This is a genomic window from Streptomyces melanosporofaciens, from assembly GCF_900105695.1.
GTDB classification, from domain to species: Bacteria; Actinomycetota; Actinomycetes; order Streptomycetales; family Streptomycetaceae; genus Streptomyces; species Streptomyces antimycoticus.
On record NZ_FNST01000002.1, the window covers coordinates 1 to 22,998 of the forward strand.

Genomic DNA, 22,998 nt, shown 5'->3' on the forward strand with positions numbered 1-22,998 from the left:
TCCAGGCGCTCGGAGCGATGGCCTTCGTCTGCTCGGCGAGGCCCCGGTCGACATGCTGGTCGGCGCGGGCAACGCGTTCGTCACCGAGGCGAAGCGGCAGCTGTTCGGCCGGGTCGGCATCGACCTGCTGGCCGGTCCCTCCGAGGTCGCCGTCATCGCCGACGACAGCGCCGATCCGTGTGGGTCGCGGCGGACCTGCTGGGCCAGGCCCGCACGGCCCCAACTCGCCGCCGCCCTGATCACCACGTCCGAGCAGCAGGGGCGCGCCGTGATCGCGGAGGTGGAGCGCCAGCTGGCGTCCCTGGCCACCCGGGACATCGCGGCCCGGCGTGGCGCGACTTCGGTTCCGTCATCGTGGTGGAGGACCGGCCCACGCGTCGCCGTGGCCGACATGATCGCTCCCGAACACCTGGAGATCCAGACCGAGGACGACGACTACTACCTGGAGAACCTCTCCAACTACGGCTCGCTGTTCATCGGGCGTGGTCGACGGTCGCCTACTCCGACAAGGCATCGCACCAACCACGTGCTGCCCACGGGCAAGACCCGCCGCTACAACGCGGGGCTCTCCGTCTCCCGTTCCTGAAGCCGCTGACGTACCAACGCGCCTCGCAGGAGGGGACCGCGTCCCTGGCTCCCGCCGTCGAGCGCATCTCGGCGTTCGAGGGGCTGGCCGCCCACGGCGCCACCGCGACGCTCCGCATCGACCAGCTCGGGCGGACGTCCGGCGCGTTCGACGACGTTCCGGCCGCTCTGCGCGACCAGCTCTGATCCCCTCTCGTGCCGCCTCGTCGCGTGCGGCGGCACGGGACCGCCGGTGCGGCCGCCACCGTCGCCTACATCGCCGGGTGCTCCCGGAGCGGCCGGCCTGACGGCCGTGACGGCTCATCGGACGCGGGCGTGGGTGGCGCGGGGACGAACTCGGTCGGCAGGACCAGGCGTTCACCGGCCGGTCGACGTCCTCGGCGATCCGCCGGACCAGCAGACGCGCCGCCTGACGCGACAGCTCCGCAGGTCGTGCCGGACGGTGGTGAGCTGGAACACCTCCCAGGCGGCCATCGGAAGGTCGTCGAAGCCGATGACGGTGAGCTCGTCGGGGATTTTGACACCAGCGGCGAGAGCCGCGTTCAGGACACCGATGGCGACGACGTCGTTGCCGCAGAACACCGCCGTGGGTGCCTCGTCCGCCTCGAGCAGGGCGGGCAGCGCCCGGTAGCCGGTGTCGTACTCGAACGCTCCGCACCACCCGGTTCTCCGGCAGCCCCACGCCCGCCTCGGCGAGAGCCCACCGGAAGCCCAATTCGCGCTCGCGCCCGTCGTGGTGTTGGCCGCGCCGAAGATGCCGGCGATACGCCGGTGTCCCAGGGCCACGAGTTCCCGGGCGACGAGCCGTCCGCCGCCCTCGTTGTCGACGACGGAGGCGAAGTCGCCGGCCCGGCCCGTGTCGCGGTTGAGGAAGACGTAGGGCACGCCGCGTCCCTCCAGCTGGGCCGGCAGGCGGGAGTCGGTGGTGGCTGTGGCGAGGACGACGCCGTCCATCGACTGGTCGAGCAGCTTCTGCTCGGCGACCGCCTCGTCGGACCGCTCGGTGATCAGCATCATCCGATAGCCGAGGTCGCTCAGTTCGTCGTGGAGCGGGGCGATGAGATGCGGTAGAACGGGTTGGTCAGGTCGGTGACGATGACACCGATCCGCCGCGTGGCACGCGTCGAGAGGGTGCGTCGGCCTCGCTCGGCACGTAGTTCAGCGCCTGGCGGCCCGCTTGACCTTCTCGCGGGTGGCCTGGGACACGCGCGGTCGTCACGCAACGCGCGGGAGACCGTGGGCTGCGAGACACCGGCCAGCCTGGCCACGTCGTGACTGGTGATCCCCATCGGCTCTCTCCTCGCTGCCACCGGCGCCCCCCGGTGGCGCACCCGATTCAGTATACGTATGTCAAAACACGGTCGCACCCCTCTTGACATCCTCCGATCCAGTGCCTGTTATGGAATGCATACGTATTCCTAACCAAGGAGCGGTCATGCCCGATGTCGTCGTATCGCCAGTGAGCTGGCCCGCCGTACGGTGCGCCCGCAGCGACTTCGTCTCCTGCAACCAGGCATTCATCGACTGCCGTACGCCCGGTTCGGATCGCAAGGAGAACTACGCGATGATCGGGCCGGCGTCTCGCAGGCCGCCGGCCAGCACGTCAAACCTCCGGCTGCCGCACGGCTACAACATCGGTGCCGCCGCGATGCCGCACGGCATCACCAACAACCTGCACCTGCACTACACGGCCGAGTGTTCATCTGCACCGCGGGCGAATTACCTGTTGCGCTTGGGGCGTCGACGGCACCGAAGGCGAACTCACGCTCAGGGCCGGTGACATCGCCTCCGTCCCGACCTGGATCTTCCGCGGATTCACCAACACCGGACCGGACGACGGCTGGCTGTTCACCGTGCTGGGCATGGACGACACCGGCGGCATCATCTGGGCCCGTCGGTCCTACGGGAGGCGCGGAACCACGGCCTGTACCTCACCGTCGACAACAAACTCGTCGACACCGTCGCCGGCGACACCGTCCCCCCGGAGTCCGAGCTCGTCGCCCCCCTGGCCCAGGAACACCTCGACCGGCTGCGCCACTACACCCCGACGAGATGAAGCGCCGGATCGCCGCCGCGACGAGCTGGTGTTCTCCGATCACCCCTTCCTCGACAGCACCCTGCCCGGCGGCGGCGCCGTCTGAGCTGCGTCATCGGCTACGGCATGACGAGGACCCGCACCAGGAGCCCCGCGTGTTCAATCCGCACGGCCACAACGTCGCCTGGCTCCGCGCCGACCCCGGGCAGGGTGTCTCGGCACACCGACAGCACGAGACCCAGACCCTGATCGTGAAGGACGGTCTGTGGGAGATCACCTCAACCGCACCGACCCCGTCCCGGTGCGTCTCGGCCCCCGTGACATGCTCTCCGTCCCGCAGGACGCCTGGCGCTCCGTGCGCAACGTCGGCGACGAGCGGAGCGACCTCCTGGTGGTCAACTCCGGTGACGGACGCGTCCGCCTGGAGTGGGACGAGGAGGTGCGCAAGGCCGCGGCGGACGCGGGCCTGGCATCGACCACAACGGGTACGTCGCCCCGTACGCGCTGCTGCCCCGCTCCGCGCGCACCTGGTGACGGCGTGCCGTACGAGGACAGGGCCGGTCCGCTGCCGCTCGTCGTCGTGCCCGGAATGCTCTGCGACGCGAGTCTGTGGCGCGACGTCGACTTTCCCGAAGGCCACGACGTCCACCACACCCCGCTGCGGCGAGCGGACATCGGGGCGCTCGCCGAGGACGTGCTCGCCACGGTTCCGGGCCCATTCGTGCTCGTCGGCCTCAGCCTGGGGGCCATCGTCGGCTTCGAGGCGCTGCGCGGGCGCCCGAGCGCATCGCGGGCCTGTGCGTGATGGCGACCAACGCGGGTGCGCCGCGCCCCGAGCAGTACGCGGCCTGGCGGGCGATGGACGAGCTGATCGCGGCCGGCCGGTTCACCGACGTCGTCGAGGAGACGCTGCCGGACATGTTCCCGACCGGTGCCCGACGCCCGAGGCCGCGCGGCGCTACCGCGGCATGGCGCACGCCGTGGGCGCCACCGCCGCCCGCGCCCAGCTCGCCGCGCAGGCGACCCGTACGGACGCGACCGGCGTACTGCGTACGGCCCGCTGCCCCACCGTGGTCCTGGCCGGGGCGCGGGACACACTGTGCCCGCCCGCCTTCCACCAGGCGATCGCGGAATCGGTCCCCGGAGCCGGCCTGACGCTGCTGCCCGACGCGGGACACCTGCTGCCGTGGCAACGGCCCGAGGCGGTGACGGCCGCGCTGCGCGAAGTGGTCACGGCCGCCACCCATACGACACCTGCGGCCGCCGCCCCGTGAACTCACCTCCTGTCCCTTCGTCCCCACTGGAAAAGAGCCGTCATGCCTCGACACCTCACGTCCCCCGAGCCCGGCGCGCACGTGACCGCGGCCCGGCCGGATGTCGCCGTCTGCGTCCACGACCCCTCGACGACATCCGCCGGCCCGGCGACGACGCCGTCCGCCCGTACTCCGAGTCCGCCGCGCTGCTCGGCGAGGTGTGCGGCCGGGCGCCGCGCCTCGACCTCGCCCGGGGCCACGCCCGCACCGGTGACATCCGCACCGGTGACGCCCGTGCCGCCGAGTACGGCAAGGCACCGTGCCGTGGAACGAGGAGGGCGGCGCATGAGCGGCGGCACCGCACCGCTGACCGGCCGCACCGCGCTCGTCACCGGGGGAGGCAGCGGCCTCGGCCGGGCCATCACACGGTCCCTGCTCGCCGACGGGGCCCGGGTGGTGATCACGGGCCGCGACGAGACCACGCTCAAGGAGACCGTGTCGCGGCTCGGCCCACAGGTCTCGCACCGCGTCTGCGACGTCTCCCGCCCCGACGACGTCGAGGAGCTCGCCCGAAGTCTGACCGGAGAGGAGATATCGATCCTGGTCAACAACGCCGGGGTCGCCGGGCCGGTGGCACCGCTGACCGAGATCACCCCGCAGGACTGGGACGAGGTCTTCGATGTGAACGTGCGCGGGGTGTTCCTGATGTGCCGGGCCTTCCTGCCCCCCATGACCGGGCGGAGCGCGGGCGACATCATCAACATCGCCTCGGTCTCGGGCAAGCGCCCGCTCCTGCGGCGCACCCCGTACTGCGCGTCGAAGATGGCGGTCATCGGTCTCACGACCACGCTGGCCGGCGAGGTCGGGCCGCTGGGCGTCACGGTCAACTCCCTCTCCCCCGGGCCCGTCGCGGGCCACGTATGGAGCGCAACTTCCGTCTGGAGGCGGAGCGCACGGGCAGCACCTACGCGCAGGCCGAGCAGGCGTTCGTCGCGCGCTCCGCCCTGGGGCGGATGGTCACCGAGGACGAGGTGGGCGAGGCCGTCAGCGCGATGCTGCGCATGCGCGGACTGTGCGGGGCCGACATCGACCTGTCCGCGGGGATGGTGGCCCGGTGACGGCGCGCGGCACACCGCACCGCAGCCTCAAACAGCGCCTGGCGGACGGCGAGCGGCTGCGGGGCATCCTGCTGCGGCTCCCCTCGGAGACGCTGGTGGAGATGGCGGGGGTCGCGGGCTTCGACTATGTCGTCATCGACTGCGAGCACGGGCCGGCCGACACGGCGCTGCTTCAACAGCACCTCACGGCCGCCGCGGCGCACGGGATCGACGTGCTGGTCCGCGTGGGCTCGGCTGAGCCGGCGCTCGCGCTGCGCTGCCTCGACCTGGGCGCCGCCGGGCTGATCCACCCGCATGTGGACAGCCGCGAGGACGCCCGACGGGCGGTGGCCGCCAGCCACTACCCACCGTGGGGAGAGCGGGGTTTCGCCACCTACAGCAGAGCGGGCCGGTTCGGCACGGTCACGGCAGCCGACCATGTGGCCGCGTCCCGCGAAACCCTGGTCGTGGCGATGGTCGAGACACGGCGCGCCTGCGCTGACGCCGACGCGATCGCCGGCACCCAGGGGGTGGACGCGGTCCTGGTGGGCCCCGCCGACCTGGCCGCGGACTGTGGCTTCCCGGAGCCCTGCGTCGTCGACGGGCTGATCGCCCGGGCGCACAACGCGGCGCGCGCCAACAAGCGCGCGGTGATGACGATCGTGCCGACCCTCGACGCCGCCCGGGCCGCCGAGCGCCAGGGGGCTCAGCTGATCCTCTACAACATGGCTCATGTGCTCGTGGCCACCCTGCGCCGCCTGGCCTCGTCCGACAGGACGAGCGCGGCCGAAGACGTCGGATGAGACGAGCGCGGCCGAAATCCCCACCTGAGACGAGCACGGCCGAAACCCCGGCCTGAGACGAGCACGGCCGAAATCCCCGGTCCGACCGGCCGGGGGCAGGCCGCCTTCGCCGACCGACGCGCCCGATGGCGGGGGCGTCGTGTACCCCTGCGTGCCGCGGTGCCGAGCTCTCGGCTGCCGCCTTCCGGGACCGTCGCATCCTCCCGCGACCAACCCTTGACGCCCCATATCCGGATCCTTAGCGTTCACGACCAATTCATACGCATGCACACCCCGTCCCCGCGCGATCGGAGAAGCCATGTCCGCCGCAGCGCCACCCAGCCCAGCCGTCGGCTCCCCCCAGGTCGACCTACTTAAGCGGAACGCGATACGCCGAGCCATTGGCGCGGGCAGCATCGGTAATTTCGTCGAACAGTTCGACTACGGACTGTACGGCTACATGGCGCCGATCATGGCTCCGGCGTTCTTCCCCGACAGCGACAGGACCGTGGCGGTGCTGGGCACGTACGCGATCATCGCCGTCGCCTGCCTTTTCCGCCCGCTCGGCGGCACCCTCGTGGGCCGCTGGGGCGACCGGGTCGGCCGCAAGAAGACGCTGCTGTGGACCATCGTGGCCATGGGCGTGGCCACCGCCCTGATCGGGGTCCTGCCCACGTACCAGCAGATCGGCATCGGTGCGCCGATCCTGCTCCTGCTGCTTCGCGTCGTCCAGGGCGCGGTCTCCGGCGGCGAGTACGTCGGAGCCGTCGCGTTCATCGTGGAGTGGGCGGAGCCGAACCGGCGGGCCTACTACACGTCGTACGCCTCCAACAGCTGCTTCGTCGGCACCCTCGCGGGTGCCGGTACGGCGGCCCTGACCAGCTGGGTGTTCGAGGGCGAGGCCCTGGACTCGTACGGTTGGCGCATCCCGTTCCTGCTGGCGATCCCGCTCAGCCTGGTCGGGATGTGGCTGCGTCGTCACATCGAGGAGACCCCGGAGTTCATCCGCGCGACCGAGGAAGGTACGGACGTCGTCAAGGCACCGGTCCGTGAGGCGTTGCGTTCGCAGTGGCGGCCGATCCTGGTCTTCTGCGGAATCTCGATCATGCTCGCGATCCTCTCCTACAGCTGGGTCACCTTCTATCCGCAGTACCTGACCGGCACGCTCGACCTGCCGCGCTGGATGGGCCTGGCCTCGAACGCCATCTCCATCGCCGTCCTCATCCCGACCCTGCCACTGGCCGGCATGCTGTCGGACCGCATCGGGCGCAAGCCGATGCTCGTCACCGGCGCCATCGCCTGCATCGTGCTGGTCCCGATCGCCTTCCGGGTCGGCGAGCACGGCACCTTCGGAACCGCCGTGGCCAGCCAACTCATCTACATCGTGCCGGAATTCTTCCTCACCGGCATCGTCACCGTCTGCGCGGCCGAACTCTTTGCCACCCGCACCCGGTTCAGCGCCAGCGCCATCGCGTACAACAGCTCGTTCTCCATCTTCATGGGCATCACGCCGTTCGTCGCGACACTGCTGGTCAGCACCTTCGACACCATCTACGCCGTCTGGGCCTATCTGGCGGTGGCCGCTCTCCTGGCCCTGGTCGTCGTGAGCGCCTTCATGACGGAGACGTACCGGAGCCAACTGGGCACGGACAAGTTCGCCCGCTAGCACGGCGGGAAGCCCGGCTCCGGCGGCCCCGGCAGGGAGCCTCCACGGCTACCCTCCTGACCATCCACCTACATACGCATTCACACCACTGGAACGGAAGCACCATGCCCCTGGACCCCGTCGCGTACCTCCCCTACAAGGACCCGGACGACTTCATCCGCGAGGTGACCGACCGCATCTGGGTCGACCGCGACATCGCCTACATCGTCGACAACTACGAGCCCGACTCGATCGTGCACACCAGCCTGGGAACCGTCGTCGGCCGTGACGGTGTCATCGAAGGCAGCACGATCCGCATGGCCAGCACGCCGGGCCACATCGGCCAGGCGGAGGACGTGGTGTGGGAGGCGCGCGGCGACGACGCCTTCCTCAGCTCCCACCTGGTCTTCTCCGCCGACGAGCACCTCGTGGACGGCCGCAGCATCCGCATCCGCAAACGCACGGTGGCCAACTGCCTGTACCGACGCGGCCGGATGGTCGAGGAGTGGGTGGTGCGCGACGAACTGGCCGACTGCCTACAGCGCGGCCTGGACCCGGCCGAGGCCGCTCGCGAGCTGACCTTCCAGGGGTACAGCGGCTCCATGCTCGACGAGCCGCCGCAGGACGTGTTGCTGAACGGGGTCAGCGGTCCGCGTCCGGACGAGTTCCGCCCCGAGTGCGAGATGGTGCTCGAGTTCATCGACGAGGTGTGGACGCGGCGCCGGTTGCACAGGGTCAAGGACTTCATGGAACGCGATCTGTTCCTCCACACGATCGGCGACCGGACCGTCATCCGCCCCGAGCGCTATCAGAGCGACCTCCTCGCCATGGTCGGCCCCTTCCCCGACGCGCGGTTCACCGTCCGCGACATCCAGACGAACCACTCCCCGCGGTACGGGGGCCTGCGCGTGGCCGTCCTGTGGACCATGCACGGCAGCTACCGCGGCGTCCCGGCCTTCGGCCCCCTCACCGGCCGGCCGGTCACGGTGCTCGGCGTCTCCCAGTTCCTGATCCTGGAGGGCCGCATCGTGAAGGAGGTCCGCGTCTACGACGAGATCTCGCTGCGTGCACAGATCAACGCGACACGCGAGGACGGCTCGCAGGTCGAGGCCAACATCTACTGAGCTCCCCTGACGTGGGCGGCCCGCCACCGAAACACCGGTGGCGGGCCGCCCGCGTCGGTGCGCGCACGACCGGGCACCGATCGGGGAGCCGGGCCGGCCCAGGCGCGCAGCGAACGTCCGGCTCACGCTGCTGTGCGTCTCCCCGTGACCCTGCTGTCGCGCACCAGTGCCCGGAAGACCCCTAAGCCCCACATGCCGAGGGCCCGGCGCAGACTGGGCGGCCGACCGCGGATGACGGCGTCGACCGGGTTGAGAGCCGACAAGGCATCCTTTGGGGCACCGTTGACACGTCCGCGAGTGTCCGGGTGCGCCGACGTCCACGGAGCACCGTCATCCGGCAAAGGGCCCCACACCAGCGCGCCCCGGTGAAAACCCAGGAACAACTGCGGCCATCAACGGGCGGGTGCCTTGAGTGAAGGCTTCGGCCAGGGCGGCCGGGAACTCGCTGAGGGATCCGTACCCCGGGGAGGTGAGCGTTTCGCGGCTCACCGCCAGCCAGGTGGAAGGTTGCGAACCGACCACCAGCATCGACTGCCAGGCCGCCCCACGGGGGCAGGGAGTATGGACGTCGGTGCGCCAGCGGTGGTGCGGGCCGCGGGTGCTTCAGGTCGTGCCGCGGCGGTGATCAGCGCGGGCAGGTCGGTGTCGAGACGCCGTTACGAGGTGGCGCCGCGGGTGCGCAGTTCTTCGTTGATGCGCTGGGCTTCTTCGAGTTGGTCTTCGAGGATGATGATGCGGCAGGCGGCTTCGATGGGGGTGCCGGCGTCGACGAGTTCGCGGGCGCGGGCGGCGATGCGCAGCTGGTAGCGGGAGTAGCGGCGGTGGCCGCCTTCGGAGCGCGGTGGGGTGATCAGGCGGTGCTCGCCCAGGGCGCGGAGGAAGGCGGGGGTGGTGCCGAGCATGTCGGCGGCCCGGCCCATGGTGTAGGCGGGGTAGTCATCGTCGTCGAACTTGTCGACGGGGTGGGCACTGCGAGGGGGCATAGACCTCTTCTTCCACAGGGACGCGTCGAGGGGCCCGAGTGCCGTACCGGCACCCGGGCCCCGAGCTTTCAACACCATCTGCCGGCTGACTGCGCCGGCCTTCTTGTTCCGCTGGTCCGCCTGGGAGGGCGGAAGTGCGGGGATCGCGGCTGCGTGACCGGGGACCACCTTCCAATCCGGGGCCTGCGGTACCCGAGCGGTGTTCTGCCTCGCCCGGGCGATCCTGATGGCGTCTGCTCCTTACCTCATTCGGTTACTCGGTTGTACTGCTGGATACCACGGGTACTGCATGCGGCCCCTGAGGCCGCTCGGCCCGGCAGCCAGTGACGGAACCCAGCCTCATCCGGCCCCGCCACTCCACTCCCGTTCCGCATCCTGCTCGACCTGCTCGCACGGCAGTTCATCTCTGCCGTGCCCTCTTCGACTTCTTGGGTACGAGGAAACACTAACCTCCGCACGCGCCTATGTCTACTCTCGCCATGACAGATTTTCTCCACAGCCAGTGAGGGGAGTTCTGCCTCGGACACGCACGGAAGAGTGTCATTGGGGGGTGAAGAACGTTCCAGCGGGCACAAGCCCAGCCCGGCGGCACAACTGACCCAGGCGGGGTGTGAGCGCGTGAGCGACACGGCGACGGCCAACACGACAGCCCCCAGGCCCCCTGTCATCGTCGAAGACGACAGCCCCGCCGGCATCCCTCGCACCCGCGACGTCGCCCGTGCCTTCGCCGACGCCCTCGACCCGGCCCCGGCCCCGGCCCCCGAGACCGCGGAAACCCTGGCCCTGGTGGTCTCCGAGCGCTACCAGCGACGCATACGAGCGCTCGGGGACGGGCCCCGGACACTGGCCCGAAGTTCTGTCGAGCGTATGGCGTTCTCGCCCTGGGCACCGCCCTGTTCGCAGCCGGAGCGGCTGTGCCCGCCACCGCGTTCTCCGCGTCGGCAGCGGCTTCCGCCTCCTCTCAGGTGCGTTCCCTGCCCCCTCAGCAGAACGTCCCCGACCTGGCCGCCGGCGGGCCGGCGCTGCGCGAGCTCACCCGGCCGAGCGCATCCTGGGTAGCGCAAGTTGCGAAAAACCTCGTCATGGACCTCGAAGACCTCCCCTGCCGCACACGGTTCACGACCGGAACCGGGACGGACAGTTCCCCGACCTCTTCGATGCCGTCCTCAAGGATGCGGGGATCGACGTCGTGCTCAGCGGCAACCAGATGCCACGAATGGTCTCCATCACGGAGCGCTGGATACAGACCTGTCGCCGCGAGCTCCTGGACCGGACACTGATCTGGAACCAGCGACACCTCCTCCACACCCTGCGCGAGTACGAGCAGTTCTCCAACGGGCACCGACCGCACCAGGGCATCGCGGACGCCCGCCCGCTGCACCCCTTGCCCCCGCCGATCGACGGTCCCGACGCGTTGGCCCGCCTCGGCATACGCCGACACGATCGCCTCGGCGGCATCCGCGTGAATCAGTGCGGCAAGAGCTGTCTTAGCGCTGATCTGGCCCGCGAGTAGCGCAGGTTGACCATGGCGTCTTCGTTGGGCGCGTCCAGGTCGTAGCCGGCGCGGCACTGCAGGGCCTGGGCCTGGGCCGTCGACGTGAGCAGCCGCTTCCATGCCTTTCCGCCCGCGCCGGGGTCCGGAAAGACCGGCAGTTCCAGCGCGTCGCTCACCGTCGCGCCCAAGGCGGCACAGCGGGCGCCGGCAGCATCGGATCCCGCGGCCCCATCCGGAAGGTATTGGTCGAACCGGCCGAGCACCGCAGAGCCTCCCCGCTCGTACCAGCCGACGGCCCGGTCCTTGACTGCGGCGCTCACCGCGGGTCCGTCGCGCCAGTCGTTCATCTCGTCGGAGATCTCGCGCAGATGGGCACTTGCCTGTGTCGCCCAGTCGTCCTCCGCCTGCGCCCAATTCGCGAACGGGTTCATCGTGAAGGCGCTGATCAGCCAGATGACACCGAACATCCAGGCGCGGGCCGCACTCGCCTGGTCCGCACTCCGCGCCTTGCGGCGCGGGAATACCGCAAAGCCGGTGGCGATGATGAGCGGCCCCACAAGATACGCGAGATAGATCACCGTCTGCGCCGGGACCGCGTCGAGCTTGAGCCAGGAGACCACCGAGTAAATGATGGTCACGTACGCGACGAGGAAGACCGCGAGCTGCAACTTCGTGCCGCCCTTGTCCTCGGAGCGGGGGTTGTCGATTTCGGCCAGGCGCTCACTCCAGGTCGGGTGGTTGCGCAGAAAGCGGGGGAGCCGAAGCCGGGGTAGCGCGGCTGACCGCGATTCCGCCTGCTTTCTCCACACCTCCCGGTCGCTTCCGAACTCGAATACAGCATCTCGGTCGGCGACCAGCTCACGATGGCGCAGGATGTCGGCCCTGGCCACGTAGACCAGCGCGGTGAGCACCATCGCGAGCAGCGCGGTCTTCGCTCCGGGCTCGTATCCGTCCCAGTACGCCCGCTCGGCGCCCTGAAAGCGGTCGTGGAGCACCAGGGCCGCGTTCAGGGCCAGGCAGGGCAGCAGCACGGCGATCAAAAAGACCCGCCACAGCGCGATGGCGAGATAGGCCAGGTCGACGTCCCGGTTACGCACATGGGCGAGCTCATGCAGCACGACCGCGTCGAAATGCGACCGGTCCTTGGTCGTCCGTTTGGGCAGCAGCCCCACGTTCAGGCAAACGGTGTAGCGGCCGACGCTGCCGAAAGTCACCGCGCCGGCGGACAGCGCCCGGGGATTGCACACGAAGCCGGGCACCCGGTCCCGGGGCAGCTCGGCGCGCTGCACCAGCCGGGCCAGATGCGCCAACCGCTCGTCGTTCTCGCTGCCGCCCTCGACAACTGCCGCGATCCGCTGCGCGGAATACAGCTCCGGGAGCCGGTCCTTGCGCTGCCGCCACCGCGGCAGCCACCGGGACAGCAGCACGGCCGCCACCGCGACGCCGGCGGTGCACAGTACGGTCGCGTACAGCGCGGTCCGAGCACCGTCCGCCCGGCAGGCGACCAGCTCCTGGTGGAAGCGCAACCCCAACTCGGTGCGCCACTTCGGCCCTTGGAGATCCATGCCGGTCGCGGAGGCACAGTGCGGGAGCGAGGTCGCGGAGTGATACGTGAGCACCGCTTCGCCGATGAGCGCGGTTCCGGACGCGAGCAGCACTGTGACCAGCATCAGCATCCGCCGGGTGGTCGCACGCGCGGTGAGCGCTCGTGACTGCGCCGTCGTCATTGCCCGGACGGCCCCATGGCCAGCCGGGCGACGACGGCTTCCCCGAGCTGCTTCGCGGCCGCCTCCTCGAGGCCCCGCAGACACGCCTCGTCGTAGACCCGCTGGTAAACAGCCTTCTGCTGCTCGGGGGTCAGCGGCACCGGGTCGACGGCAACGCCGGTGCCGCGGGCGGGGGTCCGGGAGAAGCGTGCCCGGATACGGGCGAAGAAGCCATCCGCCGCGACGCCTGCTCCCCGGGTGACGAACTCGTTCACCACCAGCCATACGACGGGGGTGATCAGGCTGGCGACTTCCGCCACGCCGAAGCCGAGCAGCTCGTCGCTGTCGGGCCGGGTGAACAGCCGAGTGATGGCGTCGTCGTCGAGTGGCTGCACATATTCGAGCAACTCCCGTTCATGCGGCACATGTTCGGCAATGAGCGGCGTGACGATCCCCCGTACGGACGCGGCCATGGCGCGCATGGTAACAGATGGCCTTGGCGTAGCCGTACTCGGCTTCGTGACGACAGCAGGAACTGGGGTGGCGGCATGGATCACGTCCCGTTGACCAGTTGTTATGCCGCCGGCCCAACCTTCGATGGCACGCGCGCGAACTTCGATGTCACATCGCCAACGCCGGACCGCTCCCCCCTTGCCCCCTGAAGGGTGTCTTTATTGCCGTACGGTGCTTGACCTGGGGCTTTGTGCTCGCCCAAGTGCGGGCACGATCAGTGATTGTGCGTCTGCGACTGTTTCTACCTGATCTTCTGCCGCCTGCTGGGCTGCATCCTTTTGCTGGGCCGATCGACCGCCGCGAAAAAACGCCGAGATCCTTGCCCTTCGTCATGAGGTCGCGGTGCTTCGCCGGCAGATCAAGCGGCCAAAGCTCTCATGGACTGACCGTGCCGTCTTCTGCCCGGGTGAACTGCGACGGCTCGGCCATCGGGTCGCCGCCGCCATGATCCGGCGCGTCCTGCGCCGCTCCGGTCTACCGCCCGCACCGCAGCGCGCCTCCCAGCAGACCTCTTCCTCCGCTCCCTGGCCCACACGCTGCTCGCCTGCGACTTCATGCACGTAGAGACCGTCTTCCTCAAGCGTCTCCATGTCTTCTTCGTCGTGGAGATCAAGACCCGGCGCGTCCATGTCCTGGGCGTCACCGCACGCCCTACAGGCGTATGGGTTACTCAACTCGCCCGCAACCTGCTCATGGGCCTCGAGGAGAGGGCTGGGTGCTTCCGGTTCCTCATCCGTGACCGGGACAGCGAGTTCACCGCCGCGTTCGACGCCGTCTTCGCCTGCAACGGCACAGCCGTCATCCCGACCCCGCCGCAGAGCCCACAGTCAAACGCGTTCGCCGAACGATGGATACGCACAGCCCGCGCCGAATGCACCGACCGAATCCTCATCACCGGCGAACGACATCTGCGCACCGTCCTCACCACGTATGCCCAGCACTACAGCATCGTCCCCCTACATGCTCGCACGGTCAGGCGCCGACAGGTACTCGGTGGACTGCTCAACGAGTACCACACCACGCTGCCCCGACAGCCTCACCATCGACACAGAACGCCCTGCTCAGCAGCCTGATCGGAACAATGACACCCTTCAGGCCCCCTATGACCAGTTGCTCCGACGCCGTCGAGAAATCGGCGGTGACCACCGTGAGGGAGAAGCGCGATAACGACCCTGCCCCGCCTGCGAGGCTTGACCGAGCAGGCCGCCGACGCCTCCATCGACACCGCCTGCCGCATGCTGCGCCTGCCGTCTATCCGCAAGGAGTTCTCCGACATCGCCGAGCGGGCGATGAAGGAGCAGATGAGCTACCGGGGCTTCCTCGCCGAACTGATGATGGCCGAGTGCGACGATCGGGCCCGCCGCCGCTCGGAGCGGCGGATCAAGGCCGCCAACTTCCCGCGCCAGAAGTCCCTTCGGGCCTTCGACTTCGACTTCGACGCCAACCCCAACATCGACGCAGCCACCGTCCACACCCTCGCCAGCTGCGAATGGATCAGGAACGGGCAGCCGGTCTGCCTGATTGGTGACTCCGGCACCGGCAAGTCCCACATGCTCATCGCCCTGGGCACCGAGGCAGCGATGAAGGGCTACCGCGTCCGCTACACGCTCGCCACGAAGCTGGTGAACGAGCTGGTCGAGGCCGCCGACGAGAAGCAGCTGAACAAGACCAGAGAAGAACAGCGTCGCCATTGCCTCCAACGAGTCCTTCGGCGGTTGGACCAAGACATTCACTGACCCCCGCCTTTGCGCGGCCTTCGTCGACCGCCTCACCTTCAACGGCACCATCATCGAGACCGACACCGACTCCTATCGCCTCTACCCGGGCACGAGTCGAGGCATCGGCCGGCTGACTACCTGATCCGGGCCACGAGCATGGAGACTCTGACGTCTTCGATGAACCGCTGGTCCGGCGGAAGTGACTGCCGGATGCCCTCAGCGAATGCCGGCCGGTCGTCCGCTCCGGGCAGCTCATCTGCGGGGACAGCAGAGTAAACCTCGCCGATGAGCTGGTCGAAGCTCAGCTCATCGCTGTATTCGATCACGACCTCCCGCACACCTTCGAAGCCGGCGGACTCCAGCGCCTGCGCATAACGAAGCCGGTCTCGCGCGGCGGTGCCACAGGACGCCTCCAGCTTGGTGTCGAAATGGTGTTCCAGGAAGCCCCGCAGTGAGCGTGACCAATCGCTGTCCTGCAACCACAGCGGCGTCCCGTTAGAGACCACGGCGACACCTCCCCCGGAGCGGAACAGCGGCGACAGCGCACGGAAGAGTGCCTCGTGTTGCATCCAGTGGAGCGCCTGCCCGATGACCGCCATCGCCAACGACCGCTGTCCCATCAGCTCGCCGAGCACAGGAACGTCGGTGTCCGCGCCGAGGATCCACATCGCGTTTTGGACGCCCTGTCCCACGGCTGCTTCCCTCGCGAGCCGAAGCATGTCCGGCTCGGGATCCATGCCGATGACCGAGCGGACCCGGGAGGAAAGCGGGACGGCCAGCTGACCAGTGCCGCACCCTAGGTCGAGCACGATGTCGTCCGTGTTCAGTGCGAATGCCGTTTGCAGCGCGTCGAGAGCCTGAGGCGGATAACCACGCCGGAACTTCGCGTAGTACTCGGCAACGTCACCGCTGAACCCCACAGTCATGGCATCACCTTGCCCAAGCGCGGGCACCGGAGACATGCTCCCGGCGCACCGATCGCTACCGGCTGAAACCAGAGGTGAACCGCGGGATTGCCGACACAACCACCGTCTGCCGGATCCAGGCGAACTCGCCCGCGGACGCGGGCGCACCGCCGTCTACCGGATCGGAGCCACCTTCTCCAGCGCGCTCAGCCATGCCGTGCGCACGCGTGTGATCGTGGCCAACCCGTGCCGGTACGTCCTACTGTCCCGTCCGGTCGCCCTGGAGCGGGGCGCTGGAAGCAGTGGCGCGGTATCGCCACCCGGTACGACAAGACCGCCGAGTCCTACCAGGCAACGGTCACCCTCACATCGCTCCTGATGTGGGCGTGACGCTTTGACGACAACTCCTAGGCGGGTCGGCCTCCGACACGTTCCCAGTGCGCTTCGTCCCACTCGACATATTCGAGCTGGACGCCACCGGGCAGCTTGGCGGTCAGGTTTCTCCCAGTGGGAACGGTCTGCGGGCCCCGCACGATCTGCGCTCCCGTCTGATTGAGACGTGCCTGGCACTCGTCGAGGTCGTCCACGATCAGTGTCGCTGCTGTCTCCGTGTACGGCTCCAGCGTCCGCTCGCCGTCGTCGAGGACGCTGTAGACCTCGCCGTCGATGACGTAGGCGTAGTCGAGGGAATCCGTGCGGTGGACGAACGCGGACCCGCCCGGCTCGCGCGGCGGGAACTCGACCACCCGCAGCACGCTGCCCCGAGCCGGGGGCGGCAGCGGCACCCCGGGACCGACCGGGTCGCGGTAGTCGGCCCCGTTGCCGGGGCGTCCCTCGTGCAGCCAGAGATTCGTCACGGTGGCGTCGGCGGTGGTCTCGACGTGCGGGCACGCGCGGTCCTCAACGACGGTGGACCGTCCTTCGCCGTCGTGGCCGGTGACGATCCTTCGGATCTCGCGCATCACCGGCCCTCCGTCCCTGTGCGCTGCCAGCGGATGTAGCTGCCGAGCCACTCGCCGCCCATCTTCATCGGAGGTGTGTCGAGCTTCAGGGTGTTCTCGTCCTCGAAGATGCACGTCCTGGTGAGGTCGGTGCCGACGAAGTCCGGGAACGTCGCGATCTCCACGTGGTGGACGACCGCCTCGGTCAGCTCGTCGACGTCGTAGGTGCCGGCGTACGCGATGACCGAGCGGTACGCCTCGGCCCGCTCCTGCTGCGTGCCGCCGTCGAGCGAGCCGTCCGCGAAGGGGGGGCCGCTCGAGGAGCGTAAGGTTGGCGCTCATCGTCCCCTCGTCGGTGTAGATGAGCAGTCCGGCGCAGTCGGCCGCCGGGCCGAGGGGCGGGTCGAGTTCCTCCTCGCCGCGGAAGACCTTCCAGTCGGTCATCCGCCAGCTGCCGGAGAGCCGGGTACGCACCGAGGTCGTCATGTCGTCCCCTCCGCTCACATCGGGGGTGCGACGAACAGCCCGCGGTCGACGTCGTTCTGCGAGCGGGCTGCGACGAACTCGTTCATGTCGTTCGCGGTGCCCCACACGTCGGAGTTGGCGGGATCGCGCACGTCGTAGAGGTGCGGGTGCCAGGTGTCCTGGTCGATCGTCTCGACCTCGGTGGTGTACTCGACGGTGTTTCCCGCCTTGTCGAGGAAGTAGCTGAACGAGTTGTCCCCGGCGAGGTGCCGCCCGGGGCCCCAGAGCCGCTCGTAGCCCAGGCGGTGCAGGCGGCCGGTGCCGCGCATGAACTCGTCGATGCCGCGCATCTCGAACGAGGCGTGGTGGAAGGCGGCGTGCGGACCGCGCACGAAGCCGAAGCTGTGGTGGAAGGTGTTGCACCGCAGGAACCACATGATCTCGCGGTCGCCGATGCACATCGTGTCGGTCAGCCGGAATCCGAGGTGGTCGGTGTACCAGCGGACGGTTGCCTCCGGCGTCGGCGTGTTCATCAGCACGTGCGAGAGTTTCACCGGGACGGGCTCGCGCGCCTCGATCTTCCGGTGCTTGCGCACCGCGACGTCTGCGGAGACTTCGACGACACGTCCCTCGTTGTCGAAGAACTGGACGCCGTAGCCGCCGCCCGGGGTGTCCATCACGCGGGGCTCGTGCACCAGCCGCACGCCCTGCGCGATCAGCCGCTCGGCGAGGGCGTCCACGTCGGCGGGGCCGGCGGCGCCGAACGCGATGAGGTCGGTGCGCTTCTGGCCGTCCTGGCGGAGGCGGACGACGTACTGCTCGGGCGAGCCTTCAGCGGCGAGGAAGGAGACTCCCGAGTCGTGGGCCGTCTCTGTCAGCCCCCAGGTCTCCTGGTAGAACGCGCGCTGTTCGGCGAAGTTCGGCATCGCGATGTCGACGTGCCGCAGGTGGGTGATCAGGGGTGCGACGGTGTTGGTGGTCATGTCAGTTTCCTTCTTTCGCTGTCGGGCCGAGCCGGTCGGCCAGCCAGTCGGCGATGGTGGGCAGGACCGGGCCGGAGCCCATGTGTCCGCCGGGGAAGAGCCGGGCAGTCTTCGGGTCGCCGTGCTCGAGGGCGAGGTGGATGTCGGCGGCGGCGTTCTGCTGGTCGTCCTTGCCGTTGACCAGCAGCAGCGGGCACGACTCGCGGTCCAGGACCCCCTGGTTGAGCAGGGAGAGCTCGGGGCAGCGCGCGACGTAGTCGGCGAAGGTGCTGCCGCCGAAGATGCGGGCGCGGGCCGGCATGAGGTCCATCAGGTAGGACGAGGCGTGCCGGGACTTCTCCTGCCACTCGGGCTGGAACGTCAGGTGCACTCCGCCGCCCCAGTTGACCGCGGCGGCGAGGCGTTCGCGGTGCGTGTGTGCCAGCTTCATCGCCCAGTAGCCGCCGAAGGACAGGCCGAGGGCTGCGACCCGGTCACCGTCGAGGTCGTCCCTGCCCTGCAGCCAGTCGAAGACGGGGTCCCACTGGCGTTCCGCATCCGGCCCTGCCAGCACCGGGGACTGGCCGACGCCCGGCTTATCGAGGTGCACCGTGGCGAAGCCGCGCTCACGCAGCAGCCGGCCGCGGGCGTAGCTCTCCTCCTTCCACACGTCGATGCCGCCCCACATCAACACCACCGGCGGCCTGGCCGAGCCGCCGGGCGGCCGGGCGACCAGGAACGTGACGGAGTCGCCCTCGCCCTCGCGCCCTTAGAACGGGACGCTCACCCGCTCGACCGGGGTGTCCTCCAGCTCGCAGACCCGGGCGAAGTAGGTCCGGGCCTGCTCGTACGCGGCCAGCTTGGCGGGGTGGAGGGGGGAGGGGTACCGGCCGAGGAACGCGAACTGGTAGGCCTGCCACCAGTTCTCCAGCGCGTCGCGCCGGTCGCCGTCGGCCTCGGCACGCTCGGCGGCAGCCGCGAACTCCGTCGCGCCGCCGAGCCAGTGCTTGGCCCACCGGACCGGGTCGAGGCCGGGCAGCGTCTCAATGTATTGGGCGGCCGCAGCCTCGCCGATGGCGTTGAACGGGTTGCGCCGCTCCGCGAGATGCGTGCGCAGCCACGCCTTCGCTTCGGGCAGGGACGGGGCGTCCTGCGGGGGGTCTGCTGCGACGTCGTGTTGTGCGTCTGTTGGGGGCAACTCAACCTCCTGTGTCATACCGGCTCGTGTCATACCGGCTCGTGTCACGCCGGCTGCGCCATCTGCCGATGGCAGGCGTCGATGAGCTGGTGCGAGTCGCGGTGCCGCTGTTCCTGCTCAAGGTGGGAGATCGCCACTGAGGTCTTCACCAGGACCGAGCACTGCTCCCAGCGGCGGTCGGTGAACGACTCGGGGGCCTTCGGCACGTCCTGTTGCCGGTCCAGCTCCTCGGCGAGGATCAGGCCGTCTTCGATGGCGAGGGCGGCGCCGCTGATCATCTGGGGCGAGGGCGCGTGCGCGGCGTCGCCGATCACGATGCTGCTGCCGTGGGACCACGGCGCATCGACGATCACGGTCTGCACCGGCCGCCGGACCACCGAACCGGAGCGTGCGACCAGCGGCCGGAACTCGGCCACCCGTCCGGCGAACGACGCCAGCAGTTCGGCCATCCGCTCCGCGAGTTCGGAATCCGGCAGCACCTCGGGCCGCACCCCGTTCTCGGTGAGGAAGACGTAGGCCTGGGTCGCGGAGATCGGCACGAGTCCCGTCTGGTGGCCGGTGCTCGCGTAGGTGTGGATCCCGGTGGCCCAGTCGGGGCGCGGCACGAGCGCCCGCCACACCATCTGGCCGTGGTAGTCGACCGGGGCGGTGCACCCGGTGAGGTCGCGGACAGTCGAGCGGATACCGTCGGCACCCACCAGCAGGTCGACGGCGCGCGTCGTGCCGTCGGTCAGCTCGACATGCACCTGTCCGGCCTGCTGTGCCAGTCGGGAGACGCTGAGCCCGTAGCGGATCCGCACCCCGAGCCGCAGCGCCGCCGTGTGCAGGATGCGGTGCAGCTCCCCGCGCGCGATACCCGCCATGGCGGGGCGGTCCTCGCCGAGCAGGCAGGGGAGCGCGACCGGGGTCACCGCTCCATGCGCGTCGGTGTGGTGATCATGCGCATGCCATATCCGGGCGGTGAGGCACTGGTCGGCCAGCCCGAGCTGGTCGAGCGCGCGGAGCGAGGGGCCGGTCAGGCTCAGCCCCCAGCCGACGGTGGCTCCCTCGGTGCTCACCTCGGCGACCTCGACGAGCCATCCCCGCCCGGCCAGGGCGCTCGCCGCCGTCAGTCCCGCGATGCCGGCGCCGACGATCAGCGCCGACCGGACGTCGTCTGTGTTCTCCATGGGTCCAGTCCTCCTTGGCGAATTGCCCGGCCAAGGTAGGTAGGTGACGGCGGGGACCAAGTCCGGTTCGGGCGGGTCTTGTCCGGTTCCGGCAACGGGTCCGGGATCGGATACCGGACGCCGGAACCGGACAGGGAGTCCGCGGCCGCCTGCCTAGCGTGTGCGGCACAACCAAGGGAGGGGACGATGCACGGGACGACCATCGATCCGACCGCACCGCCGGGTGACACCGACGCCCCGTACGACGTCGTGCTGATCGGGTACGGCCCGGTCGGCCAGACCTTGGCGGCGCTGCTCGGGCCGGCTGGCCACCGCGTCGCGGTCCTCGAACGCTGGCCCCGGCTGTACGGCAGCCTCGACCGGGTATTCCTGGCCGGCAACGCCCGCGCCCTGTACGACTCCGCGGCCTCGCCCGACAAGCGCTGGGCCGAGTGGCCCGACGGCGACCATTGCCTCTACAACCATTCGCACGAGAAGCACGTGCTCGTCGCGGACTGGTTCGCCGACCGGCTCCGTGACTCCTTGGCCCGGGAGGGCGGCCGATGAGACAGTGGCATCCTCGGCCCAGGAGGTGAACCGTGTTATCGAGTCCTCTGCGAGACTACATCCTCACGAAGTCCCGCAACCCGGTGACCCTGCTCAACTCCGCGGCCCGGCTCTTCGGCGGGGCGGTCACCCTCAGGCCCCTCGGTCCGCTCCACGAGGGTGACCACGAGCTGCGCGGCGTCGCGGCCCCCGGCTTCGCCGTCGGCTACTTCGCCTCCTCGCTGTCGGTGCAGGTCGGCGCGGCCCCCGGCAGAGACTCGTACTTCGTCAACCTGGGCCTGGCGAGCGAGATCGCCGCGCGTCGTGGCGACCGGCAGGCCGTCCTCAGCCAGGCCAGGGCCGGGGTCTACAACCCCGGCGACGCCCAGGAGCTCCGCCAGAAGCGGCATGGGACGCGCTTCCTCGGCCTGCGGATCGACGCCGGGCTCGTCCGGCGCGAGCTCGCGGCGCTCACCGGGCGCCCGGATGCCCCCGCCGTCCGCTTCGACCTGCCGCTCGACCTGTCCCAACCGCGGGGCAGGGCGGTGAAGCTGCTGATCGAGTCCCTGATCGAGCAGCTCGACTCCGGTGACCCGCTGTTCCAGCGGCAGGAGCTGCAGCAGAGCCAGCTGCGCTGCATCGTGACCGCTCTACTGCTGGCTCAGCCGCACACCCACACCGTCACATTGCACGCCGCCCCCGCCACACCGCACCCCAAGGCGCTGCGGTCGGCCCTCGCCTTCGTCGAGGACAACCTGCCGGAGCCGCTCTCCCTGGGCTGGATCGCGGAGGCGGCCGGGTGCAGCGCACGAACGCTCAGCGGCATGTTCCGGGAAGAGCTCGACACGTCGCCCATGAGTTACGTTCGCGGCCTCCGCCTGGACCGCATACGCCACGACATCCTGACGACCGATGACTCAATCGGAGACATCGCGTATCGCTGGGGCGTCACCCATCTCGGCAGATTCGCGAGCGAGTACCGTTCGCGATTCGGTGAGCTTCCGTCGGCTACCGCCGCCCGAAGATAGCCTCCACACCGTCGCAGGGGTCACGTCCTCTGAAGTGGTGTTTCGACAGGGCGGCGACTCCCGCCGCAGTGGGCCCTGTTGGAGACTATTCATCCAGTTGTGGGGTGTGCTGTCGGTGTCCTGCTCAGGGGTGCAGGCGGCGTGGCATCCGGCGAGGATGGCCGGGCCGATGTAGCGGCGCTGCCCGGTCCATTCGTCGGCGGATCTCCTTGTCCAAGCGCTCTTGGGGATTGTTCGACCAGATCTGCTTCCACACGGCCCTCGGGTAGATCGCGAAAGCGAGGAGGTCCTCGCGGGCCTCCTTCCAGGTGCGTCGCGGCTGCGGGGAAGCCACCCTGGAGCTGGCCGATGACGTGGTCCATCCACGAGGGCGCTGTGGGAGATGTTCTCCGACCTGATGGACCTCGACGACGCCCACCGGTACGTCGCCGACATGCTCGCCGGCATGGACGTCCGGTACGACCTGGGCGACGACCACCGGCTCGTCGGCACCCTGTGCCCGGACATGAAGTTGACGCTGGAGCGACCCGACTTGGACGTCGTCACCGCGGTGACCCGGTCGGCGGACCTGCTGCGTGAGGGTCGTGGGCTCCTGCTCGACCTCGTCGACCGCGCGGAGGCCCGCGACGCCGCGGCCGCGTGGACCGGACGGGTCGACACCGTCACCGCCCGCACGGACCGGGTGGACGTCGACGCGTTGCTCATCCGGCCCGACGGCTGTGTCGCCTGGGCCTTGCCTACCGGGCAGGACCTCGACGCCACCACGCTGGTGCGTGCGCTGGGCCCCTGGTTCGGCCAACCGGTCTGAGCACCGTATTAACAGTCGTCTCAGGTTCGCTCGGTACGAAGTAGGCATCCAGATAAGCGAT

The 22,998-nt window shown here is 69.6% G+C and carries 22 protein-coding genes and 6 pseudogenes; 15 read left to right on the forward strand and 13 right to left on the reverse strand.

The genetic code is table 11. The features are described from left to right. Positions 1–586, forward strand: a 586-nt coding sequence (locus tag BLV72_RS02605) for a histidinol dehydrogenase (protein WP_208905496.1), incomplete at its 5' end; no start/stop codon positions are given. A 356-nt stretch (positions 587–942) separates the two neighbouring features. Here the strand turns inward: BLV72_RS02605 and BLV72_RS02610 are convergent. Both BLV72_RS02610 and BLV72_RS51820 read right to left on the reverse strand, forming a co-directional pair. Further along, positions 943–1,656 (reverse strand): annotated as a pseudogene (locus BLV72_RS02610) (substrate-binding domain-containing protein); the annotation flags it as partial. After that, on the reverse strand, positions 1,620–1,964 hold the full coding sequence (locus tag BLV72_RS51820) for a LacI family DNA-binding transcriptional regulator (protein ID WP_425288348.1): 345 nt from the start codon (positions 1,962–1,964) through the stop codon (positions 1,620–1,622). The gene BLV72_RS51820 and the pseudogene BLV72_RS02610, both read right to left, overlap by 37 nt. A gap of 56 nt (positions 1,965–2,020) precedes the next feature. On the opposite strand from BLV72_RS51820, the gene BLV72_RS48625 reads away from it, so the two are divergent. From BLV72_RS48625 to BLV72_RS02640, 8 genes and pseudogenes are all read left to right on the forward strand, one after another. Next, on the forward strand, positions 2,021–2,365 hold the full coding sequence (locus BLV72_RS48625) for a hypothetical protein (protein WP_208905500.1): 345 nt from the start codon (positions 2,021–2,023) through the stop codon (positions 2,363–2,365). A gap of 520 nt (positions 2,366–2,885) precedes the next feature. After that, on the forward strand, positions 2,886–3,425 hold the full coding sequence (locus tag BLV72_RS48630; protein ID WP_208905501.1) for an alpha/beta fold hydrolase: 540 nt from the start codon (positions 2,886–2,888) through the stop codon (positions 3,423–3,425). A gap of 163 nt (positions 3,426–3,588) precedes the next feature. After that, a complete protein-coding gene (locus tag BLV72_RS48635; protein WP_208905503.1) occupies positions 3,589–3,894 on the forward strand; it encodes an alpha/beta fold hydrolase in 306 nt (101 codons plus the stop codon). A gap of 324 nt (positions 3,895–4,218) precedes the next feature. Then, a pseudogene (locus BLV72_RS02625) lies at positions 4,219–4,791 on the forward strand (SDR family NAD(P)-dependent oxidoreductase); the annotation flags it as partial. 2 nt (positions 4,792–4,793) lie between these two features. Next, the gene (locus BLV72_RS49435; RefSeq protein ID WP_244321526.1) at positions 4,794–4,991 is read left to right on the forward strand and encodes an SDR family oxidoreductase; all 198 of its coding nucleotides are present in this window, start codon (positions 4,794–4,796) and stop codon (positions 4,989–4,991) included. Next, the gene (locus tag BLV72_RS02630; protein ID WP_244320600.1) at positions 4,988–5,773 is read left to right on the forward strand and encodes an HpcH/HpaI aldolase family protein; all 786 of its coding nucleotides are present in this window, start codon (positions 4,988–4,990) and stop codon (positions 5,771–5,773) included. Before BLV72_RS49435 ends, BLV72_RS02630 begins: the two co-directional genes overlap by 4 nt. 298 nt (positions 5,774–6,071) lie before the next feature. Further along, positions 6,072–7,418, forward strand: coding sequence for an MFS transporter (locus BLV72_RS02635; RefSeq protein WP_093460071.1), 1,347 nt, complete (start codon positions 6,072–6,074; stop codon positions 7,416–7,418). Positions 7,419–7,522: 104 nt separating this feature from the next. After that, positions 7,523–8,521 (forward strand): nuclear transport factor 2 family protein, encoded by a 999-nt coding sequence (locus tag BLV72_RS02640; RefSeq protein ID WP_093460073.1) that lies wholly within the window; start codon positions 7,523–7,525, stop codon positions 8,519–8,521. Between the two features lie 656 nt (positions 8,522–9,177). Here BLV72_RS02640 and BLV72_RS02645 read toward each other — a convergent pair. Continuing rightward, positions 9,178–9,504, reverse strand: a complete 327-nt coding sequence (locus BLV72_RS02645) for a MerR family transcriptional regulator (protein ID WP_093460074.1) — start codon at positions 9,502–9,504, stop codon at positions 9,178–9,180. 1,189 nt (positions 9,505–10,693) lie between these two features. Here BLV72_RS02645 and BLV72_RS02655 point away from each other — a divergent pair. Then, the gene (locus BLV72_RS02655) at positions 10,694–11,017 is read left to right on the forward strand and encodes an integrase (protein ID WP_244320601.1); all 324 of its coding nucleotides are present in this window, start codon (positions 10,694–10,696) and stop codon (positions 11,015–11,017) included. On the opposite strand, the gene BLV72_RS02660 is transcribed toward BLV72_RS02655, so the two are convergent. Both BLV72_RS02660 and BLV72_RS47720 read right to left on the reverse strand, forming a co-directional pair. Beyond that, positions 10,972–12,726: a M48 family metalloprotease gene (locus BLV72_RS02660; protein WP_167746282.1), complete on the reverse strand. Its 1,755-nt coding sequence runs from the start codon at positions 12,724–12,726 to the stop codon at positions 10,972–10,974. The two genes, BLV72_RS02655 and BLV72_RS02660, sit on opposite strands and share 46 nt — an antisense overlap. Then, a complete protein-coding gene (locus tag BLV72_RS47720; protein WP_167746283.1) occupies positions 12,723–13,178 on the reverse strand; it encodes a hypothetical protein in 456 nt (151 codons plus the stop codon). The genes BLV72_RS02660 and BLV72_RS47720 overlap by 4 nt, the downstream gene beginning before the upstream one ends. Before the next feature lie 594 nt (positions 13,179–13,772). On the opposite strand from BLV72_RS47720, the gene BLV72_RS49440 reads away from it, so the two are divergent. Together BLV72_RS49440 and BLV72_RS02675 are read left to right on the forward strand one after the other, a co-directional pair. After that, on the forward strand, positions 13,773–14,291 hold the full coding sequence (locus BLV72_RS49440) for an integrase core domain-containing protein (RefSeq protein ID WP_244320602.1): 519 nt from the start codon (positions 13,773–13,775) through the stop codon (positions 14,289–14,291). A gap of 90 nt (positions 14,292–14,381) precedes the next feature. Further along, positions 14,382–15,078 (forward strand): annotated as a pseudogene (locus BLV72_RS02675) (ATP-binding protein). Here BLV72_RS02675 and BLV72_RS02680 read toward each other — a convergent pair. The 7 genes and pseudogenes from BLV72_RS02680 to BLV72_RS02715 form a co-directional block, all read right to left on the reverse strand. Next, positions 15,071–15,862 carry a class I SAM-dependent methyltransferase gene (locus BLV72_RS02680; RefSeq protein ID WP_093460079.1) on the reverse strand — a complete coding sequence of 264 codons (792 nt, stop codon included), beginning with the start codon at positions 15,860–15,862 and terminating at the stop codon, positions 15,071–15,073. The pseudogene BLV72_RS02675 and the gene BLV72_RS02680 sit on opposite strands and share 8 nt — an antisense overlap. Before the next feature lie 386 nt (positions 15,863–16,248). Next, entirely contained in the window at positions 16,249–16,803 is a 555-nt protein-coding gene (locus tag BLV72_RS49445) for a cupin domain-containing protein (protein ID WP_244320603.1), read from the reverse strand. Beyond that, positions 16,803–17,099 (reverse strand): annotated as a pseudogene (locus BLV72_RS49450) (lipocalin-like domain-containing protein); the annotation flags it as partial. The gene BLV72_RS49445 and the pseudogene BLV72_RS49450, both read right to left, overlap by 1 nt. A gap of 183 nt (positions 17,100–17,282) precedes the next feature. Continuing rightward, positions 17,283–18,230 carry a VOC family protein gene (locus BLV72_RS02700; protein WP_093460082.1) on the reverse strand — a complete coding sequence of 316 codons (948 nt, stop codon included), beginning with the start codon at positions 18,228–18,230 and terminating at the stop codon, positions 17,283–17,285. A 1-nt stretch (position 18,231) separates the two neighbouring features. Next, positions 18,232–18,951 (reverse strand): annotated as a pseudogene (locus tag BLV72_RS02705) (alpha/beta hydrolase family protein); the annotation flags it as partial. A 27-nt stretch (positions 18,952–18,978) separates the two neighbouring features. Beyond that, the gene (locus BLV72_RS02710) at positions 18,979–19,407 is read right to left on the reverse strand and encodes a hypothetical protein (protein ID WP_093460085.1); all 429 of its coding nucleotides are present in this window, start codon (positions 19,405–19,407) and stop codon (positions 18,979–18,981) included. Between the two features lie 44 nt (positions 19,408–19,451). Next, positions 19,452–20,576: an FAD-dependent monooxygenase gene (locus tag BLV72_RS02715; protein ID WP_093460086.1), complete on the reverse strand. Its 1,125-nt coding sequence runs from the start codon at positions 20,574–20,576 to the stop codon at positions 19,452–19,454. A 186-nt stretch (positions 20,577–20,762) separates the two neighbouring features. On the opposite strand from BLV72_RS02715, the gene BLV72_RS02720 reads away from it, so the two are divergent. Together BLV72_RS02720 and BLV72_RS02725 are read left to right on the forward strand one after the other, a co-directional pair. Beyond that, on the forward strand, positions 20,763–21,122 hold the full coding sequence (locus BLV72_RS02720) for a hypothetical protein (RefSeq protein ID WP_093460088.1): 360 nt from the start codon (positions 20,763–20,765) through the stop codon (positions 21,120–21,122). 32 nt (positions 21,123–21,154) lie between these two features. Then, positions 21,155–22,129 carry an AraC family transcriptional regulator gene (locus BLV72_RS02725; protein ID WP_093460089.1) on the forward strand — a complete coding sequence of 325 codons (975 nt, stop codon included), beginning with the start codon at positions 21,155–21,157 and terminating at the stop codon, positions 22,127–22,129. A gap of 187 nt (positions 22,130–22,316) precedes the next feature. Here BLV72_RS02725 and BLV72_RS02730 read toward each other — a convergent pair. Continuing rightward, positions 22,317–22,455: pseudogene (locus BLV72_RS02730) on the reverse strand (transposase); the annotation flags it as partial. Positions 22,456–22,511: 56 nt separating this feature from the next. Here BLV72_RS02730 and BLV72_RS02735 point away from each other — a divergent pair. After that, on the forward strand, positions 22,512–22,937 hold the full coding sequence (locus BLV72_RS02735; RefSeq protein ID WP_093460091.1) for an aromatic-ring hydroxylase C-terminal domain-containing protein: 426 nt from the start codon (positions 22,512–22,514) through the stop codon (positions 22,935–22,937). Positions 22,938–22,998 lie beyond the last annotated feature (61 nt).